The sequence below is a fragment of the Sphingobacterium puteale genome (genome assembly GCF_050986225.1).
Classification (GTDB): Bacteria; Bacteroidota; Bacteroidia; order Sphingobacteriales; family Sphingobacteriaceae; genus Sphingobacterium; species Sphingobacterium puteale.
The window spans coordinates 289181-310159 of sequence record NZ_CP158959.1 but is presented as its reverse complement, the minus strand read 5'-3'; the positions used below and the strand labels follow the sequence as shown (position 1 = coordinate 310159).

The 20979-nt window shown below is 41.5% G+C and carries 18 protein-coding genes; 15 read left to right on the top strand and 3 right to left on the bottom strand.

The features are described 5' to 3' along the window. The first annotated feature begins 2 nt into the window (after positions 1-2). The 3 genes from ABTV71_RS01315 (at position 3) to ABTV71_RS01305 (ending at position 3001) form a co-directional block, all read left to right on the top strand. Entirely contained in the window at positions 3-974 is a 972-nt protein-coding gene (locus ABTV71_RS01315; protein WP_121126902.1) for a hypothetical protein, read from the top strand. A gap of 186 nt (positions 975-1160) precedes the next feature. Continuing rightward, on the top strand, positions 1161-1826 hold the full coding sequence (locus tag ABTV71_RS01310) for a helix-turn-helix domain-containing protein (RefSeq protein ID WP_433902019.1): 666 nt from the start codon (positions 1161-1163) through the stop codon (positions 1824-1826). Positions 1827-1843: 17 nt separating this feature from the next. Further along, positions 1844-3001, top strand: a complete 1158-nt coding sequence (locus tag ABTV71_RS01305) for a homing endonuclease associated repeat-containing protein (RefSeq protein ID WP_433902018.1) — start codon at positions 1844-1846, stop codon at positions 2999-3001. Between the two features lie 87 nt (positions 3002-3088). On the opposite strand, the gene ABTV71_RS01300 is transcribed toward ABTV71_RS01305, so the two are convergent. Then, complete coding sequence (locus ABTV71_RS01300; protein ID WP_121126956.1) at positions 3089-3484, bottom strand: hypothetical protein; 396 nt, start codon at positions 3482-3484, stop codon at positions 3089-3091. Positions 3485-3787: 303 nt separating this feature from the next. Between ABTV71_RS01300 and ABTV71_RS01295 the strand changes: the two genes are divergently transcribed. Together ABTV71_RS01295 and ABTV71_RS01290 are read left to right on the top strand one after the other, a co-directional pair. Continuing rightward, positions 3788-4786: an OmpA family protein gene (locus tag ABTV71_RS01295; protein WP_433902017.1), complete on the top strand. Its 999-nt coding sequence runs from the start codon at positions 3788-3790 to the stop codon at positions 4784-4786. 200 nt (positions 4787-4986) lie between these two features. Then, on the top strand, positions 4987-5652 hold the full coding sequence (locus tag ABTV71_RS01290; protein WP_433902016.1) for a TetR/AcrR family transcriptional regulator: 666 nt from the start codon (positions 4987-4989) through the stop codon (positions 5650-5652). A 110-nt stretch (positions 5653-5762) separates the two neighbouring features. Here ABTV71_RS01290 and ABTV71_RS01285 read toward each other — a convergent pair whose 3' ends face one another. Both ABTV71_RS01285 and ABTV71_RS01280 read right to left on the bottom strand, forming a co-directional pair. Then, on the bottom strand, positions 5763-7076 hold the full coding sequence (locus ABTV71_RS01285; protein WP_433902015.1) for an aminotransferase class I/II-fold pyridoxal phosphate-dependent enzyme: 1314 nt from the start codon (positions 7074-7076) through the stop codon (positions 5763-5765). 212 nt (positions 7077-7288) lie between these two features. Then, positions 7289-7474: a CsbD family protein gene (locus ABTV71_RS01280; RefSeq protein ID WP_433902014.1), complete on the bottom strand. Its 186-nt coding sequence runs from the start codon at positions 7472-7474 to the stop codon at positions 7289-7291. An 848-nt stretch (positions 7475-8322) separates the two neighbouring features. Between ABTV71_RS01280 and ABTV71_RS01275 the strand changes: the two genes are divergently transcribed. The 10 genes from ABTV71_RS01275 (at position 8323) to ABTV71_RS01230 (ending at position 20978) form a co-directional block, all read left to right on the top strand. Next, positions 8323-9699 carry an exopolysaccharide biosynthesis polyprenyl glycosylphosphotransferase gene (locus tag ABTV71_RS01275; protein ID WP_433902013.1) on the top strand — a complete coding sequence of 459 codons (1377 nt, stop codon included), beginning with the start codon at positions 8323-8325 and terminating at the stop codon, positions 9697-9699. Between the two features lie 135 nt (positions 9700-9834). Further along, entirely contained in the window at positions 9835-10590 is a 756-nt protein-coding gene (locus tag ABTV71_RS01270; protein ID WP_433902012.1) for a tyrosine-protein phosphatase, read from the top strand. Positions 10591-10624: 34 nt separating this feature from the next. Continuing rightward, the gene (locus ABTV71_RS01265) at positions 10625-11434 is read left to right on the top strand and encodes a polysaccharide biosynthesis/export family protein (RefSeq protein ID WP_433902011.1); all 810 of its coding nucleotides are present in this window, start codon (positions 10625-10627) and stop codon (positions 11432-11434) included. 66 nt (positions 11435-11500) lie between these two features. Continuing rightward, positions 11501-13864 (top strand): GumC family protein, encoded by a 2364-nt coding sequence (locus ABTV71_RS01260; RefSeq protein ID WP_433902010.1) that lies wholly within the window; start codon positions 11501-11503, stop codon positions 13862-13864. Positions 13865-13882: 18 nt separating this feature from the next. Continuing rightward, positions 13883-15424, top strand: coding sequence for a lipopolysaccharide biosynthesis protein (locus ABTV71_RS01255; protein ID WP_433902009.1), 1542 nt, complete (start codon positions 13883-13885; stop codon positions 15422-15424). Further along, positions 15421-16407, top strand: a complete 987-nt coding sequence (locus ABTV71_RS01250; protein ID WP_433902008.1) for a nitroreductase family protein — start codon at positions 15421-15423, stop codon at positions 16405-16407. The genes ABTV71_RS01255 and ABTV71_RS01250 overlap by 4 nt, the downstream gene beginning before the upstream one ends. Further along, complete coding sequence (locus ABTV71_RS01245) at positions 16407-17519, top strand: polysaccharide pyruvyl transferase family protein (RefSeq protein ID WP_433902007.1); 1113 nt, start codon at positions 16407-16409, stop codon at positions 17517-17519. The genes ABTV71_RS01250 and ABTV71_RS01245 overlap by 1 nt, the downstream gene beginning before the upstream one ends. Next, the gene (locus ABTV71_RS01240; RefSeq protein WP_433902006.1) at positions 17497-18756 is read left to right on the top strand and encodes an O-antigen ligase family protein; all 1260 of its coding nucleotides are present in this window, start codon (positions 17497-17499) and stop codon (positions 18754-18756) included. The genes ABTV71_RS01245 and ABTV71_RS01240 overlap by 23 nt, the downstream gene beginning before the upstream one ends. Next, on the top strand, positions 18743-19858 hold the full coding sequence (locus ABTV71_RS01235) for a glycosyltransferase family 4 protein (RefSeq protein WP_433902005.1): 1116 nt from the start codon (positions 18743-18745) through the stop codon (positions 19856-19858). The genes ABTV71_RS01240 and ABTV71_RS01235 overlap by 14 nt, the downstream gene beginning before the upstream one ends. Next, positions 19851-20978 (top strand): polysaccharide pyruvyl transferase family protein, encoded by a 1128-nt coding sequence (locus ABTV71_RS01230; protein WP_433902004.1) that lies wholly within the window; start codon positions 19851-19853, stop codon positions 20976-20978. The genes ABTV71_RS01235 and ABTV71_RS01230 overlap by 8 nt, the downstream gene beginning before the upstream one ends. The last annotated feature ends 1 nt before the right edge of the window (position 20979 follow it).

Genomic DNA, 20979 nt, shown 5'->3' with positions numbered 1-20979 from the left:
TTATGAACCGTTCCTATTTAACAGCTATTCTACCTCATTATTTACAGATGAAAGCACATTACTTATTCGTTGTGCTCCTATTGGGCATATTATTTTCCTGTAAACGTGAAGGTGACAATATTTTCAATTTATTTGAAGATGTCTCCGTCACGCTTCACATGGAAAACGAACACAATATCGGTACCTATAAGGATGTTGCCGTGGGCGACTCCATTTTCGTTGATTTTACCATCAGCTCCAAATCCAAAGATATGCACCAGGTCTGGATCTTCTATAATGGAGCTGGCGCCGCTGTCCTAAAAATACCATTAGAGGAAACAGAAAAAAGAAGTTTTCGCTATGTATATAAGATCCGGGCCGATAAAGTCGGCGAGAGCACCTTCCGGATTATGGCCGTTGACAAAGAAGGTGTATTTATGGGAGATGGCTATACCTCTGTCACCTACAATGTACTGTCCGATTACGTTCATCTCAACAACCGTGTGCTCAATATGCCTGATAGCGTAAACCGGAGCAGTGCCTGCTTTATTGATCTGGTAGAAGGTAAAACCTATACCTATGCCGAGGCCAAACTTCATCCGGAGAAAATAGATCTTGGGATGTATCGGACATATAAAGTGGAGTCTAATGGAAATATTACATATCAGTACAGTATCTATTCCCTACAGGCTGCCCCTATTCCATTTGGCGCATTTGACTTTACCGGTCTGGCGGGCAAGGGCCGTGTGACTTATTTTTCGGGCATCCAAAATAATCAGGCCAGTTCATTTTTAAATACCTTGACCTCTGGCCAGGTGATACAGGCTAATGCAATCTCCCGTAAAACCACCAATCTCAAATTGGAGGACCTGAAGGTAGGAAGCCTGTTTTACTTTAAAACTCCGGATGAAAAATATGGCGTTGTTATTGTCAATGCCCTGAGTGGTTTTGACAATAACCGTTACCTGAACATCAGTATCAAACGTCAAAATTAATCTTGTCCCTTTTTTCCCTTAATAACCGGGGTACCACAGCCTTGTGCGTACCCCTTTTCTTACTTTCAAAATAAGCAATAACAAGCGAGGCACGATACGGTATGAAAAATTAAAGAAAAATTATTACCTTTATATTAACAGTCATTTTATCTTGTTTTATAGTAAACCTAATTCAAGCATATTAGCATGGTAAAAACAGCTAAAAACGAACTTTCTAATTCGGTATCACATCGTATCGATGAGATTTTGCGCCTCACAAAACTTCCTATACAGGAGTTAGCCCGTATGGCGGGCATTAATATTCGCTCATTAAAGGGGTACCAGATGGGCAGTATTCCCATTACATTGGAATCGGTCCTCAAAATATGCACAGCATTATCAATCGATTTCCATGACTTCTGTGATTTTAACAAAAGGTTAAGTCCAAGGAAGATACAGCCAGTGATCTCCCCTACAATCGAAGCTAAGAAAGTAGAAGAGTCTTCTGAAATAAGCGCAGAAGTCATTCGTCTTGCTAACGCAGAAAAACGTGAGAAACAAAAAAAACATCGTGATCAGGTTGCAACCATTGTCCGAACGACTGACTATTTTTTACTTCCGCGGCCCCTGTTTCAAATAGTAACAGATTTTGCCAACGACTACAATCTACACACAACGTCAGAAAGGCTTCAAGCAATGCTGCAACAAGTCGTCGCGCGAGGGCTGCTCAAGAAATATCCAACCCCAGTCCAATATAGCATCGGTTATCATATCCCGAGGCGCACATGGATCTATTTTAAAGATGAAAATAATCTTAAGGATCCGGAGAAAATTTTTGGTTACAATTGGCTCGGCAATAGCATCATCGTATAGGAAGGAGGAGAAATAATTTGAAACAAACACAGGAAGATATTATTGCCCATGCATTTTCTAAAGTGCGCGAATTTCACGTCAAACATGGCCGAACTCCGGTCCGGCGGGAAATGGAAAACATCAATACGATCGCTCGCCGATATTTTGGCTCCTGGAATAAATTTATTCTTGCGGCGGGACTAAAGCCCAATACCAGGACGAAAGAAGAGATCACAGCCAAGCTATTGGCTCTGGTAAGCGATTTTTACGAAATGAATGGCCGGATTCCAATGCGCAGGGAATTTTCTGCACAATCATCCAGTATAAATAACTATTTTGGATCCTGGAACAAGTTTATTGCCGCAGCGGGATTTACTCCCAATGACCGTAGAATTCCTTCCATTGGAAAGCTAAAAAATTCACTGGTCAAATTTTACCTTAAACATGGGCGTTCGCCGAATATATCAGATTGTACAAGAAAAAACGGGCTCTACAATCCATTATCCTATTACCGGCATCTGAATGTCAACAGCTGGGCCGATGTACTGGAGTACGTCAAGTTAAAGTCTCACTTTCGGGTTACCACGATGACGGTAGATGAAGCCAAAGAGAAAGTGATCAAGCTGATCAAAAAGCACCGTATCAAATATTATAAAGATTACAAACGGCTAAAGCCTGAAAATTATCCCTCGGTTTGGTACCTGAAGGAAAAATTTGGCTGGAATAACTTATGTTATCTCGCCGGAACTAAAATACCCGTTACCAAGTTTAGCATCAAAGACTATTACCTCAGTCTCGCAAAAGAACTTGGCAGGGCACCGACGACAAAAGAACTGGAAGCCAAAATGGGTGTCACATCGGGTGCGATGGTCTGGAAAACAGGGCAGCGCTTAAATCGTTTTATTGAATCTTTTGGTCAAAAGCCGGCTTATAGTACGCGTGAGCGTTGCAGGCTCAGCAAAAAGCAGCTTGCGGAACTCTATAAATCCAAAAGCATCGAACATGGTTATCCAGAGGGAATGCCACGAAGCAAATTGATGGAGCTCACCGGATACTCCAGGGATGTATATGAACTTCGTTTTTTTTCGATGAACGGATTGCGGCTTGTCTGTGGATTCAAATTGCTCCAAAGCGGCAATAAGCGCTACACGGAGGAGGAACTGCGTAATATCTTGAAGATGCCACGTTACAGGTAAAATCATACATATTCACATAAAGATCAAAACAAAAAGCCATTTCTCAAGGGAAATGGCTCAGAAAAAAGAATCCGATATAGGTTACTGTTACTTACGCTGGCAATCCGCTGTCCACACCTTGTCGTCTTTCGTGTAACCGATTGTTAATTTGCCGGCATCGATGCGGATCACGCCAGTGCCTGCTGAACCGATATTGACCAATACGTTGTCTTTCTCTTCAAAGTCAACGCCGTTAAGATTAGGAATGCCATTGCCGAAAGCAAAATTATAGGTGTTTCCAGTTTTCGTTACCGTAATGCTTCCGTCGCCAGAAGGTACATCTTTACTATTGTCCTTGAGATCGTCAAATGCAATCTTCCCTTCGTATTTACCGATAAAAAGATTGTTATCTGCCGGATCATCGTCTTTGCTGCATGAAGTGAAGCTGATTACTGCTGTCAAGATAAGCATACCTAGTCCCAATGTCTGAATAAATTTTCTCATAGTTAATGTGTTTTTGTAAATCCAGATTTTATTAAAATCAATAAGCTAAATCCAAACTTTATGCCATACCGGCACATACAGAACAAGACCCGTATCCCTAAACCCATAAAAAAGTATAAATACATATCAGGCGTATAAGTACTTCTCATCAGCGGGCAGAACATCTAGCCATGCCGCTATTCATCCCATTTAATAAAGGTGAGCGGTCGACACCTACAGCATGTTCTGTTTTATAATAAATCGGCCTGTTATTTGCCCTTTAGGCACAAAATTTGTCATTGCAAAAAAAGAAAAGAACAGATCATGAAAAGAACAGCACTATTATTTGCACTTGCAGCAGTTATGGTTTCCTGTAATCAAAAACCAAAAGAAACCGCGGCACCTCCCGTTCCGCAAGATACATCAGCGACGGAGGAGCCTGCTAAAATTGACACATCGGCAACGCTCGACCTTGCGAGCATTCCTTATTCGGCTGCAGATATCGGTGTATTTCCTTTTTTTACCCCACCAAAAGGCTATAAGGAGATGAACCAACCCATCAATAAGGACTTTGATGTATGCTATTTCGCGATTAATGGCGTCATGAAGCCCTACGAGGGAAGGCTGTATAAAGCAAATATTACCAATGAGCAGGGGACGCAGTTTTCACAACGCTATTTTGAAAAGAGTATGGAAGATTACTTAGCATCAATAGGTGCTGTAAAAGTTTTCGATGGCAGCATCACAAGCGAAGAATACGAACGGTACCACAAACAAGACCCCCATAAAGGTGATGAGGGCGATATTGGCTATGCAGATGAACAGATCCGTGTATACGTCATCCGCAGTAAAAATCAGGGCAATATCTTTATTCAATACACAGCAAATAATGCTGGTGCCAAGCTCAATATACTGCAGGAAAACAACTTTAAACAAACCATCCAAAAAATCACGGCAGACGACATCAGCAAGGATCTATCGGAGACCGGAAAATCAATTGTTTACATCACATTTGATACCGATAAGTCCAGCATAACCACAGCAGGCACTGATCTGGTTATTCAGATTGCCGAAGCGCTAAAAAATGACCCCACCCTTAAAATTGCCATTGAGGGGCATACGGACAATACAGGTGATGCGGCACATAATAAAAAACTATCTGATGATAGAGCGCGCGCGGTGATGACTGCTTTAGTAGGGCAAAAAATAGACAAGTCACGCCTATCAGCCAAAGGTTACGGCGCCGAGCGACCGCTTGTAGCCAACGACTCCGAAGAAAACAAAGCAAAAAACCGCCGTGTCGAGCTGGTTAAGGTCAAATAGATGATTCTTGTTTAACCATACTATGTTTTTCAAAAGATGGAAACATAGTATGGTTACGATACTACTCAACGTTATATGTAGCATTTTTTATAACCGTACGTTTAAATAACCTACAACTCTTTAACGAATTAACTGTATGCTAAGTTAATTTTTTTTATATTTGATATCAATCTTTAAATCATTCGATTTCAAGCAGTATTATGACCAATAAACAACAGTCGAGAAAAAAATATCAAGGAGAAAAAAATAATAAAGAACGAACCATGGGGAAGTTAATTGCTTCCGTTGGCAAAGTACTTGAAGAAAAAGGTTATTCAGGGCTTACGATCGCAAATATTTCAAAGGAGGCCGGTGTCGACCGCAAGCTCATCGGTCTATACTTTGGGACGCTCGACAACTTGGTAGAAACTTACATCAGAGGCAAAGACTATTGGCTTTCTGCAACGATTAACGCTGTTGGATATTTTGGAAATGCGCCCGAGGTGGGGTCACGGGGGTTTTTAGAATCTTTATTATTAAATCAACTGGAAGATTTTCTTACCAATACCGAAATGCAAAAGATTTTGGCCTGGCAGATCTGCGAGGAATCTGCACTAATGTCTGAGATTTCGCAGGAACGGGAAAAGATGAGTGCTCTTTTCTTTGCCTTTGCAGATAAAGAACTTCAAGGTAAGGATCTCGACCTCAGGGCTGTTGTTACTATTCTGGTTGCAGGCATCTATTATATTGTTCTCCACTCGGCACATACCAAAAGTACCGTCTGTGAAATCGATATCTCCACCCCTGAAGGGCTGAACAGGATCAAAGCTTCGATCAAGAACATTTTAGGGTGGGCCTATAACTCGGTCGAAGAGCCTGCCGGATAAGCAAACCGTATATTCTCAGCATAATTCCAGAAATTCATAAGAGGACATCGCTCGTTTATAAGATCTATGCCCTCCAACTTTTCTCTTTAGCAGAAATGGCATTGTATATGCTAGTCTTTTTCAGCGCTATACTCGCTAATGAATTCGCCGGTTGCACGATCCTCCAGACGGGCGACAACCTTGAATGCGCTATAAATCTGATCGACGGAATATTGATGCTCGCCTAAAGTTTCAAAAAATACTTCGTTCAGCGTTTTTATCATTCTTTCTATCTGATCATAGGACTGCAGTGTTGTCATTGTAAATCTTATGCCTGAATGGTTTTTGGATACAGCGGGAAATACTCCGATGTTCAACAAAAATCCGCGCTTGATCATTTTTCCCATAATACTATATGCCAGCTCGGCCCTTGAAGTACCAACGAAGAATATCCCCGAATCAAAATTCGAAATTAATGGCAATGAGGTGGCTTTAAATAATGAGTTTGCGTATTTTATCCTATTTGCCAGTTCAGTTTGCAGCACATATATTTCGTCCGTTAAATGGATTTTTGCAGAGGCAACCGCAGCACCTAAGGTCGCTGGCTGCAAAGGACCGGAGGAATTGAACGGCGCCCCGCAGGCGCGCACCCTCCTGGCGATTTCCTTATTCGGAAAAACCAAAATACCTCCACCTGTAGCAAAGGCTTTGGCCATCGATGAGGCTACAATCATCCGCTCGTGTATAGTATGGTTACTAAGTATATATCCTTTTCCGTTTTTGCCCAATATACTCATACTGTGTGCATCGTCGATATACGTATGAAATGCGGGAAAGGAGTCCAACAAATTAAAGATCTCATTTGCAGGACAGCGATCACCGAACATGGAATACACCCCATCGGCAAAATACCAAACCCTTTTATACGTTTTTTGCAGTGCTTCGATACGTTCTTTCAAGACATCTAAACGATTATGGCGAAGGACTTCAAAGTGGATTGGCCAATTTGCCTTAAATACATTTATACCGCTCAATACTGAATTATGAAGTTGCTGATCAGCGATGACCGCATCTTCTGGATCCAGGATTACAGGGATTGCAGACAAATGCGCGAGTGTCGTCGTAGGAGCAACAATAGTGGGAGCTTCAAAAATCTCACTCATCAACTGCTCCAATTCCCGGTATAAATCGATGGACACATATGCTCTCGATTCAGAAAATTGTACACCATACTTTTCCACGGCAGCTATGGCAGCGCTTTTTAGACGTTCATCGTGTTCCAGTCCCAGATAGCTACAAGAAGTAAAGTTCACTAATTCGGAGCCATTAATTTGGATCAAATTGTCGGTTGCGAGATTGCCCTCTTGGATCAGATGAAGTATACCTCTCCTAACGCCTTCAGAAATGCTCTGATCAATGGCGCTCATAAAATTATGGTGGTTCATGCCTTTGGATTTTATATTAAAGTTCTTTACTAAAGTTATAGATTTTCATCTAAATAGCGGTAATATTTCTCGCCATTTGATAAATATCTTACATAAACATCAATATTCTATTTCCAGAAGTACAGAATCACACAAGTTGAATCAAGTTTTTGTAGAAACAGCAAGAGCGAAACCGCTTACCTATTCAGATTATTAAAAAAAAACACTTGTTTCTACAATCCGTTCAGCCAACTATTCACCTCATCTTGTGTTTTACCAATCTTCTTCTGAAGCTTTCCTACCAACTCATCTTCTTTACCCTCAGCGTAAAGTAAATCATCATCCGTAAGATCAGCATATTGTTGTTTTACCTTACCTTTGATTTCATTCCAACGGCCCTTCCAAGTTAATTCGCTCATAAGATTTTCCTTTCGTTTTTTATGAATAGAACAGCCGGAAATCAGAAGCATTTAAAAAAACCGACCAGACCTTTGGGTAAAAGAACTAAAAGAAAACACAAATAACCATATTTCTAAAAAAAAGACAAATAAAATTCAATAAAAACACAAAATAATAAATAAAATACCACCAATACACAGCAAACACATTATTTAATCGTAAAAAAACCATAAAACAATTATAAAAACATTAAAATAGATACATTTCATATTTTTTTTAAATAAAATTTAGCTATTATATACAAACAAATGAATGTACATCCATTTTTTTATACAACTTTTAAACAACTGACCTATTTTCAATACAATATTTCCAATAAAAATAAATAAAAAATAAAAATTTTATATTTTTCAAACAATTAAAACACTACAAACCAATAAAAAACATTATTTTTCAATAATTAACCGATTAAAAAAAACAAATACACCTATAATTGGCCTGCGATTTGTACATAAATGATCAAACTTAGATCTACAATCTACAAACAACACTGAGTACGCGGGAAACTGCAAAGCACCTGTCACTAATAAATCAAAGAGGCAGGCTAAAAATTATTTTGGATAATATGGCTAACTAAGAAAATTAAAATCACCGGAACGAATCTTATTTTCAAAAATTAAGACATTTAAAACATTAGTTTATTCAAATACGCTATAAGGAAATTCAACACCCTTATACAATATTAAATACACTAGTTGTTACATCTATCGTGATAGTTTTCAAAGACAACCTTATCATCCATTGAATTGACTAATCATTCAGTGTTATGCTAAAATATGTTCAAAACCGTGCGTTAACTTGTATTAAAATGTTACTTATAATAACAGACGCCATTTGCTTAAATTTGTCTTTTTTACTTGTAAATTCATGGAGCACAGCTAATGGATTCATTGACACAGAGGAGGTCATTTCAAGTAACTACTATTCATTCTGGGCCATGTTCAATCTGGCCGCATTAGCACTATCGCTCATCCACCATCTGTATAATGATGCCACGATCGAGCATATTGAGCGCATCTACAGAGCCACCCTGAAAACTGCAACAGCCTTGACGATAGTCTTCTCAGGCTACGCACTTTTAGCACACCCATTTACGGGCATCGGTTCCTTTCTGATTTCCCTTACGATCATCGTTTTTCTGTATTGTTTGATTTCCCGATTTTTGCTCACTTACATTTATGTTAAATTGCCAAAACGATTTAACTGGAATAAAAAAGTAGCTTTGATCGGCCACTATGAAAATCTAGACAATATTGCAGCCGCTTTCTCTAGGCAAAACGCTTTCTACACAGTAGACACGATTCCCTTTGAATCGGACGAAAAAGACCTCAGTAAAGAAGAAAAGATTGACATCTTTAAGCGCTACTTTGAAGAAGTTTCCAAAGCGGGTATTCACGATGTATTTCTCATTGGTTCAAATGATATTACAGACTGTAGTCAAGAACTCATCCTAGCTGCAGATCACCAATGCGTACAGCTCAATTTTGTTCCCACTATTACCGCCAACATTGCCTATGGGAACGGTCGTCAAGAACCTTTAACCATGCAGCTTCCTGTGCTAAAATCGCATGAAGAGCCCATGTCATCCATGGAAAACAGGTTAAAAAAGCGTTTCGTTGACCTTTTGATTTCATCCTTTGTCATGGTCTTTATTTTAAGCTGGATGATTCCTTTAGTTGGCATTATTATTAAAATACAAAGTCCCGGCCCCATCTTTTTCAGACAGCCCCGTTCTGGCCGCAACAATAAATCTTTCGATTGTTTCAAGTTCAGGAGTATGGTTCAGAATAAAGATTCCCATGCCAAACAGGCTTCAAAAGATGACAGCCGCATCACGCCAATTGGACGCTTTCTCAGAAAGACCAATCTTGACGAATTCCCACAATTTATCAACGTCTTTCTGGGACAGATGAGTGTCGTCGGGCCAAGACCGCATATGCTTTCACATACCGAACACTATAGCAAACTAATTCAGCATTATATGGTACGTCATTTTGTCAAACCTGGTATTACAGGCTGGGCACAGGTTAACGGATATCGTGGCGAAACAAAAGACCCACAGCTCATGGCAAAAAGAGTGGAATACGACCTGGACTACTTAAGCAACTGGTCTGCCATGTTGGATTTTAAGATTGTCTGCATGACAGCGATCAACATGATTAAAGGAGAAGAAAATGCATTTTAAAATCAATATACAAATTAAAATATCAAAGAACTCAAGTGTTGACTTGTGATTGTAGGGAGATATTCCGGCCGGTCGCTCCGGCCGGGTATTTCTACAATCCTCAGGTTCACGGAGTAATCAAAAACAAATAAACAGATGTGGCATTTTTTTAAGCGCAATACTTCGAAATATAATTTAGAATGGCTGGGGACTGATATTCATTCACATATACTCCCGGGAATAGACGATGGTAGTACATCCGTTGCCCAAAGCATAGCCTTATTGGATTCACTCATGCAGCTAGGCATATCCACATTCTACTTTACGCCGCATGTATATCAGGAAGTACATCCCAATACCCCCAAGTCTATTGCAACTGCATACCAAACCCTACAGCAACAGTATACTGTAAGTGGGGGCTACGCAGCAGAATATATGGTTGACAGCCACTTTCATTCCATCGTATCCAACGCGAATGAACAGGAATTGCTGACACTTCCCGGGAATTTCATCTTAATAGAAATGTCCTACATCCACGAAAGCCGAACCATCGATCAGGATATTTTTAAGCTGCTGACCTTGGGTTATAAACCCATATTGGCTCACCCGGAACGCTATATCTACTTCCATGGTTCCATAGAAAATATCAAAAGATTGCGTGATCGTGGATGTTACCTGCAGCTTAACCTGCTATCCCCCACCGGATACTATGGCTCCCGGGAAAAAACAGCGGCCAAACACTTGATTGATGCTGGACTTATCGATTTCGTTGGTACCGATGTGCACCATAGCAAACATACCAAGGTACTGGAACAGTACTATACAACACACAATATCAACACTTTATTTAAAGATTGCAGGGTAAAAAACCAAGAAATAAGAGAACAGGTACAAGCTGTTCTACAACAATGAACTACAATTCTACAACACATACAACACGATCAACATGAGTATTCCTAAAATCCATTTACACAACCCCCAGTATTTATTATATCTACTACTTACCCTTTTTTTATTACAGTCCTGTTCTGTAAAAAAAACGGTTTACTTTAACGATCTTCCGGCCGATTCAATCCGCTTATTGCGTGCATCAACAGCCTTTACAGATCCCACCATCCAACAGGATGATATATTAAATATTACGGTCCAGACCTCAGATCCCGCCTCGGCGGCCATTTCCAATCAGGCCACACCTGTACAGGCTGTGGGGGCCAGTTCAGCCAGCAACGTGGGCAATCAACTGATATCGGGTTATCTGGTTGACAAAAACGGTTATATCAATATTACCCTGTTGGGTGATATTTATGTTAAGGGATTAACCACCTTTCAGGCCAGAGAAAAGATCACCAATCTGGCAAAAAAATATTATAACGACCCGAATGTGCTTGTGCGCTTCGCCAATTTTAAAGTCACTATCCTGGGGGAGGTCACCAGACCAGCGACCTATAGTTTACCCAATGAGAAAGTCACCATTCTTGACGCGATGGGACTAGCAGGGGATATGACCATTTATGGCCGTAGGGACAACGTGCTTTTGGCGCGGGATCACGATGGACAAAAAGAACTCGTCCGGCTCAATCTTAACGACAGTAAGCTCTTTAGTTCTCCATATTTCTATCTGAAACAAAACGATGTAATCTATGTGGAGCCCGGAAAAGGCAAAGCAGCAATGAATAATGCTTCACGGACGCAAACTTTTGCACTGATAGGTTCATTTCTATCTTTATTAGTCGTCGTATTCACCCGTATAAATTGATGTATTCAAATCCATCATTGCATTTTCATTCAACTACTAAACTTACACGCTCTAACTATCATTTATATGAAGAAAATAAACGACTGGGAAGACGAATTAACTTTTGAAGACACCAAATCGGACAATCGTGATTTGATACAATTTATTCGGCGACTCTATAGCAATTGGTATTGGTTTGCCCTATGTGCGCTCCTCGGATTAAGCCTGGCTTATCTCTACCTTCGGTATACGAACCCCACCTACACCATTAAGGCCAAATTGCTTGTATCTGACGATAAAAAGGGCGGAATGGTGGAACCCTCGGCCTTGTTGGACCTTTCAAGCCTTATGGGTGCAAAAAATTCTGTCGACAATGAGGTAGAGGTATTAAAAACGGCTGATCTTTTTCGCGAAGCGGTGCTCGCCGAAAAAACCTATATCACCTATTTCAACGCCGGACAGGTGCATAATGCTCCAGTCATGTTGGCCCCCATTGATCTTCAACTACTTTCAGATCCGGACTCTATTCTTGACGGCATCAGCCTTAAGGCCCTTTTAATTGACAGCAAAACCGTCGAATTGTCCAATGCGGACACCAGCTTTCGCATCAGCTACGACCGGGCCTTTCGCTTGCCCAGCGTAGGTACCGTGACCCTCCACAAAAAAGAATATCCTGCCGCCGAAGGAATGACCTTTGGCTTTTCTATCGTCCCCGTTAGAAAAGCGGTCGGAAGTCTAGCAGAATCGCTCAACATTGAAGTTACCAATAAAAATGTATCCACTATAGACCTAACATTAAATCACGGCATTGCCCAGCGTGGCGAACAGGTCTTGCGGACCTTGATTCAAAAGTACATCGAACGAAATTTGCATGATAAAAATGCAGTTGCTGATTCGACGCTTTCTTTCATCAATGCACGACTTAAATTTGTCACACAGGAACTTGCGGGAGTAGAAAATAAAATATCCGGCTATAAGAAGAATGCCCGTCTGGCTGACATCTCCGAGCAGAGCAAAATCCTCTTGCATACCTCCTCAGAGTATACCAAATCTCTCGCCGAAGCTGAAACGCAGCTTGCCATACTAGATGATATCAGCAAATACCTTAAAGACAGTAGCAATCCAAGGATAGTGCCGGCATCCATTATCCCACAAGATATTTCCTTCAACACGCTGATCCCGCGCTTCAATGAGCTGGTCTTGCAGCGTGAAAGATTACTATTGGGCAATACGGTCAATAACCCGATTATTCAAAATATTGACAAACAATTGCAGGGCCTGCGTGCAGATATGATTGCCAATATTCAAAATACAAGGCAACAACTGGCTCTATCACGAAATAAACAGCAGCAAAGAAGCGACTTGCTGACAAATCAACTTTCAGAAGTACCTACCATCGAGCGCGGATTTATTGATCTTACGCGAATGCAGCAGATTAAACAGGAGCAATATATATTTCTACAACAAAAATGGGAAGAAACAGCAATTAGCCGAACAGCCAACGTCGCCAATGCCAAAGTAATTGATTCACCCAAGGCAGATGAATTTCCCATCGCCCCGAAAAAAAAACTTATCTACATATTAGGATTGTTAGCAGGCCTGATCACGCCATTAGGAATTATTTATCTCAAAGACCTGCTTAATGTACGTATTCGTTCGATAGAAGATATTACGAGCCGGAGTAATCTGCCCGTCCTGGGAGCAATTGCGCACAACCAAAGCCATGAGCAGGTTGTGATTACCAAGACTTCAAGATCACCTATAGCCGAACAGTTTAGGGCATTGCGGACCAATCTGGAATTTGTATTGCAGGGCGGCAAGACCATCCTATTTACCTCCTCCATGTCCGGTGAAGGGAAGTCGTACATTGCTTTGAACCTAGCCGTCACACTGGCCTTACTAAACAAACGCGTGGTATTGATGGAGCTTGACCTTCGCAAACCCACTTTAACTTCCAAATTATCCATTGACGCAGGGAAAGGGTTTTCGCACTATGTCGTCCGTCCCGACATGGAAATAGATGAAATCATTACCCCATCAGGCAAGCATGAGCTTGTGGATCTTATTCAGGCCGGAATTATTCCCCCTAACCCCGCCGAATTGTTGATACTTCAGCGAACAGCAGATCTGATAAACAGCCTCAAAGACCGTTATGATTACATTCTCATCGATGCTCCGCCCGTGGGACTGGTTACTGACGCACAACTATTAAATCGCTATGCCGATGTCTGTCTTTATATTATCCGCCAAGACTTCACTTTCAAGGAGCAGCTATTTATTCCGAACGACCTGGAAAAGAAAGGAAAAATCAAACCCATACAGTTTGTGGTCAATGATATTCAGGCCAAAGGCAGCTATCAGCGAAATTATGGCTATGGTTACGGCTACGGTTATGGCGATTATGGGCAAGAAGAGAAACAGCCCTGGTGGAAATTTTGGAACAAGAAATAAAAATTAAGCGATCACTCCATGAATAACTCCGCTAAACGAATATTATTGAACACGAGTTTTCTATATGGCAAGCTTATCTTCTCGGCCGTTGTCACATTATACAGTACCCGGATTTTAATCAGTGCACTGGGCATTGCCGATTTTGGTATTTACAACCTGATCGCAGGCGTTATCCTGATGCTTGCCTTTATTAATGGCGCCATGACCATCACCACCCAGCGCTACCTTTCGTATCATCTCGGTAAAAATGATAGCCATACGTTAACGAAAATATTCAATTCGAGTGTGAGCATCCACTTTATGATCAGCCTAATCATTGTCCTGGTGCTTGAGGTACTTAGTATTTGGCTCTTGGGTGGTTTTCTTAAAATTCCCGCCGACAAGCAGTTTGAAGCTTCTTGTTGCTACCATATGATGGTTGTAAGCACATTTTTCACGGTCAACGCTGTCCCCTACGATTCACTGATCAATGCCAAAGAAGATATGCGATTTGACGCCATCATTGGCATCGTCGAGACGATACTCAAGCTAGGTGCAGCATATTATATCACCTTTTTCAGCGCGCATAAATTGATTGCTTACAGTGCCGGCATCGTGTTTACCACCATTGTGATCCGTATTGCAAAATCACTATGGTGCCGAATAAAATACCAGGAGTCCAGCATACAGATGAAATGGTTAAAAGAAGGATATCTCTTCCGAGAAATGCTAGCCTATGCTACCTGGAACCTCTTTGGATCGATCTGTTATGTTGCCTCCAGCCAAGGTATTGCGGTCGTGCTAAACCGCTTTTTGGGCGTCAATATAAATGGTACATATGCGATTTCACAGCAAATGAATTCGCAGCTTCAGTCCTTCTCAGTAATCATTTCCAAAGCCCTAAACCCACAGATCATGAAAAGTGAGGGAATTGGAGACCGGGCACGGATGACCAAACTCTCGTTGTTGTCATCCAAAAGTTCCACCCTGTTGCTTCTTTTCGTCGTTATCCCGCTTATTGCCGAGATGAATGGCGTCCTTCAACTTTGGCTTCCCAAAATACCACCAGCAACCGGGCTTTTCTGTACGATTATCCTGATCAATGCAGTCATTAATCAGTTATCAACCGGATTAAAATCTGCGGTGCAAGCCAGCGGAAACATCAAGTTGTATCAATCTGTTGTGGGTAGCACCATTATTCTGATTGTCCCCATAACCTATATTTTACTACAACATGGCTGTACTGTATTTCAGGTACTTCTGGCCATGAGCAGCATGGAAGTTGTATCGCTGACATTGCGTTTAATCATCTGTCATAAAGTCACCAAAATAGGAATCAATCGTTTTTTCACTGAGGTCATTGTCAAGATTATATTGGTATCGAGTATTGCTGTATGTACCATGATTTTACTTCAATACTGTCTAGACTTCTCCATCCTCCGACTATTCCTTACGGTCATGCTCAATGCCATCGTCATGTCCCTCAGCATCTACCTGTTGGGCATCAATGCATCGGAGCGGACAATCGTGAATGCGGCTATTAGAAAGATAAAGAAAAAAAATATAAGTCTTAGTGTATGAATCGTATAAAAGCTATATTAGGTAAGAACGCATTGGTTTACATGCGTGTTTTCCGCATCTATTATTATGATCTGGTCAGATTTTACAAATATTCAAATGTAAAACAGCTATTTTCCAACGAGGATGCTTATAAAGGTCGTCTGACTATCCTATACCATGTTATTGAGAAAGGCTTAACCATGCCCGAGACTAGACTAGGATTTGGCCTACCTGTCATCAAGGATCTCATTGATTTACTACAAAAATTTAAGAAAGAAGGTTATGATATCAGGTGCCTGGAGTATCAGCATAGCAAGAAAGTTTTAGGCGAATATTTTTACTTTCATCAAGAACAAGCTTTTACATTGCCCGAAGAGATTACCCAGCAGTATCAGGAATTCTCCAATTCAATTGTACAATCCCCACAGGTTCACCAACTACGGTTTACACGGGAAGAATATTTCAAATACAAGGATCATCCCTTTGACCTATTCTCATCGTCGCGCTATTCATGCCGCAATTATTCCAGCAGGCCCATTCCCGCAGAAATCTTAAAAAAATGCATTGGTCTCGCCATGAAATCACCAACATCCTGCAATCGGCAGCTCAATCGAATTTATGTGATCACATCGCCCGAAGTAAAAGAAGAAGTACTTAAACTTCAATATGGCAACCGGGGTTTTGGACATTTGGCAAGCACGCTATTTATTTTAACGGCCAATATATCCTACTTCCAAGGGCCAAATGACCGAAATGAATCCTACATAAATACAGGCATGTTTGCCATGTCATTGCTCAACGCACTTCATCACCATGAGATTGGAGCCTGTCCGCTTAATTGGAGCGTAGACCATAAACGAGATGCGCGTTTACGCAAACTCCTTCACATACCCGATAATGAACGGATTGGTTTGGTAATTTCGGCGGGTTATTTACCAGACACGCTAGAAATTGCCTCTTCACCACGGTTAGAAGTCGATCAAATCACTAAATTTTTTGCCTAATGAAAATCGGAATTGTTACTTTTCACAATGTATATAACTATGGCGGCATGCTACAAGCCTATGCCTTATGTCAATTTATAAATCAGAAATACAGCAATTGTTATTGTATTGATTATCAACAGGAGGCATTAACTAGAAAATACCGCCATCAGCTGTGGGATCCGGAAAAACCGTCCGTGCAAAATGTCAAACATTTTATAACCTATTATATACTCAGGCGCAATTATAAAAAGGAACAAAAGTTTAACGCCTTTTTAAAGCACTATATTCCACTTACATCGGCTGTTCATCATATCGGCGAGTTTCGTGCAGTCTCTGCTAGCTTTGACATTTTAGTAAGTGGCAGCGATCAGCTCTGGAATCCGCAGTTTACCGGAGGTCAGTTGGACCCTGTCTATTTCTTGGATACCGACCATTCACCTCGCAAATTTGCCTACGCATCGAGTGCTGGCGCCCGTGACTTTAATGCCTTGGAGCTTGAGCAATTGAAACAGTATCTCGACAGTTATCAAGCAGTCGCCGTACGGGAAGAATATTTACGGCAGCAGCTTAATCCCATTAAACAGGATGTACAAGTCGTGCTCGATCCAACCCTTTTACTTAGCAAAAACGACTGGTTAAGCATCCGCGAGCCGGTGAGCGGTCTCCCTCAGGAATTTATTTTGCTCTACACGTTTGATAACGATAGCAAAACCATTGCAATTGCCCACCGTATCGCACGAGAATTATCCTTACCGATTGTTTCTCTGTTTAAGGTAAAAACCAAGCTTCCTATCCAGTATACGCTTGCCGACCTCGGCCCCGCCGAATTTTTGGATGTACTTGACAAATGCCGTTTTGTTGTCTCCAATTCATTTCATGGAACAGCATTCGCCATAAACTTTCAAAAAGACTTTTATAGCGTTTACAAACCATCCAACCCGCACCGTGTGCTCAATCTTGTAAAAAAGCTGAGCCTGGAGAATAGGGTCATAAACAGTATTCAGGACCTCCCTCAAGTAAGCAAGTGGGGCATAGATTACAGCATACCCATGGCAGCACTGGAAAAGGAGCGCACTTTAGCCGACAATTTTTTGACCTTTCAATACGATGGAGATCTTCAGCAGGCATAATAAACTTAGCTCCGCAGGCGCATTCGTGCTATTGTTCTGCCTACTCTATGTTCGTTTATTCCGGCCATTGGGGTTTACAGACGATATCTGGAAACTATTTTTTTACCCTGTTCTCCTATATCTGATGGGAGCAGTAGCATCCGGGTTTTTCAACAGTCGCTACAAAGATGTATTTTCAAATCCCATTCGTTTATTTATTGGGATCATCTTCCTCTCCTCCATGGTCTGTATGATGACCTGGGGGCAGAGTATTATCGACACATTGCTCTCCTGTCTGCCCTATTTTTCCTTCCTGCTCTATTTTTATTTGCTTCAGCGCAATCTCAAAACGAAGGAAGCGGAACGATTATTATGGTGGTTTACAGTCCTCTTTATAGTCTGTTTTTACATCGCATTAGCTGTAGCACCAACACGGTTATTTTTGGGCTATGGTGAAATAGGAAAGGAAATTGATACCGAACGGGGCCTGTCTAGAATCCGTTTGACACTCATTGGTGGCGGCCCTTTGTATCTGGCTTTTTTTCTTGCCATAAACAAGTATAAATTGAATGGAAACAAGAGAAAATGGCTTTTACTGATCGCGCTCTTTTTCATCACCATCGTGCTTCAATTAGGTCGTCAGACCATTCTGATCAGCTCACTGCTTGGATTATTATTTTACCTGAAAGGGTCTAGTCTAGCCAAAAAAATTGGTGCTGTAATTGTGCTGGGAAGTTTCATATTTATACTGCCCATCCTTGCTTCTAATATCTTTCAGGGACTACAGGAGCGAACTAATAAAGAGCTGGAATCGCAACAGGACGGAGATGACAATGTCCGGCTTGCGGCCTATAAATTTTATTTTAATGACGTCTCCCGGAGCCCTTTAAATGATATCTTTGGCAATGGCATGTTTTCTTTGGGCAAGTCACGCTATGGTGATTTCGTCGATAAAAACGGTCGTAGTCAGGGGCTGATCCCTGCCGACGTAGGCTATGCCTCCATCTTTCTCTATTTCGGTGTATTGGGCTTGCTCTTTTTTGCCGTCTTGCTCTTTAAAGTCATGCGGTTAAAAGTCGCGCCGCAATACAGCTACCTTAAATATTATATTTATTTTCTGTTTATCGGAAATATTGCAGGTTCTACCTTATTGGGTACCATCCCCACGCTCTGTTTAGCACTATATATGTTAAGCAAAGGCAACTTATTCTATCATTATCAACGTCAGCAAAAGTCCATTAGTCATGCAAAAACTTAAGATATTACATGTCGTTCACGATTTTCTCTTTGGGGGTATAGAAAGTTACCTGTATTACCTGGTTCAGGCCCAATTACAGAACCCAAGCCTCGAAGTAGCCATTTTATGCTGCCAGGCCGAAAATAAAATAGCCAACAGAAGAATGCTAGATCTCGACGTTAAAATATACTTTCAAGTCCTTAAACCCTTTGATCTGCACATATCCCGCTATCAAAACATCCACAACATTGTCAAGGACTACGATCTTGCGCAGCTTCATATTTTCAAGCCACTCCTCTTGCGCACATTGGCACAGTCAAGTATACCTGTCATCTTCACTGTACATACTGCCGGTGCGATCCGGAGAAAGCAAAGCTATTACCATAAAATAAAAGCCCGATTACAAGTGTGGCAGATGAATAATCACTGCAAAGGTATCATCAACAACTCCACATACTCCAAACAATATTGGGTGGACAAAGGGCTGCAAACAACCTACAACACAACCATTTACAATGGCGTGCATTTTATCCAAACAGCTGACAGCAGCTTGGTATTTGAGCATTTTCCCGCATGCAAGGGCAAATATATCATTGGGACAAGCAGCAGGTTTATCAGCTGGAAGCGTGTAGACCTACTCATCCAGAGCTTTGCCAAAATAAGTACAGATTACCCAGAAGCCATCCTACTTTTAGTTGGCGACGGCCCGGAAAGAGAAGAGCTCGAACGGTTGGTTGAAGAGCTAAATTTAACCGATCGCATCTATTTTACCGGCTATCAAAAAAATGTGCGTGCCTATCAAAAGGCTATGGACGTTTGTGTCTTCCCATCCGTTTCCGAACCATTTGGGCTGGTGGCCATCGAATGCCTCCATTTGGGTAAGCCCGTCCTGGTCATGCAAGATGGTGGCGGTTTGACCGAACTGATTGAGCAAATCGAACCACAACTCATAGCCAAAGATGAAGAACATCTCAGTGAATTACTACGCCTACAACTCAACAACTCAGCTGTAAACGATCCATCGCTACAGCAAAAACGCAGGGATTATGCCGAGAATTTTAATATCCTGAAAATCGAAAAGCAATATTATACATTTTACCAAAGCCTAGTTAACCATGCCTAACATTTTGTTTTATAAAGGATATACACAATACCATAATATTGGCGACCAACTGATCAATAAAAGCCTGCTCGCATTCTTTCGTCAATTCAGTCGCGTCGTTGTGAGCGACAAAGGCATGCCCGATTATTATACAGAGATTTTAGCCCTGCAAGAAATCGAAAAATCAAGTTCCCAACCGTTAGAATTCCATCTCCAGTTGCTAAAATGTGCTGTAAAAGCAATTTTCTCGCCCCAACAACAGGTCTATTTTCTTGCCTCTCCTCCAGGAGATCAGTCAACGACATCAAATGTTACCGGATTAAAATATATCCTATCAGGATTGTTTTACCTGCTGCTCTATCTCCTGGGCGTACGAATTATTAAGATCGGCTTTTCACTAGGTCCGTTAAGCCCCCTTGGCAACATTGGCGAACGCTTTAGGGCTCTTTTTGTCCGTTATTATTATGTTCGGGATAGTCTATCGCTCCAATATGCCCAAAGATTGGGCATATCACAAGCCAAGATTTTTCCTGATCTATGCTGGACATTCCAACCACAAACTGCTCCACTTCCAGCCCAGGCTACCGGCCTAGACAGCCGGCCAAAGGTCCTACTTTCTTTTCGCAGCGCCGTCCATCAAGACAGCGCTGATGGCTATCAGCAGGACCTGCTCCAACTCATCCAAGCCCTTGTACGTCAAAATGCCGATCAATACCAGTTTGAAATCGTCTATCAAGTCGCTTCGGATGCAGCCTTTAGCCAGCAACTCTATGCAGCGATCAAACCTGATGCAACGATTCACTTCCACGAGCAGCAACTAGGGCTCGCAAATGCACATTACTATCAATCTGCAGCAGCAGTGCTCACCAATCGCTTACATGTTGCGCTCTTGGCGGCAAAATACGGTTGCCTCCCCATCATAGTAACCGATATCAATAAACATGTAAAGATTAAAGGGATATTTATTGACGCAGGCTTACAGTCACTCCTACTAGACACGCAACAAGAAGCACAAGATATTACGAGCCAGCTCAGCGACATCCTTGTTCAACGGCAAGCGCATTTCGAGCAACTTGAGCGTGCCGAACAACATTATAACACCCTATCCAATCAAACGATTAACGATATTTTTATTACCTAGC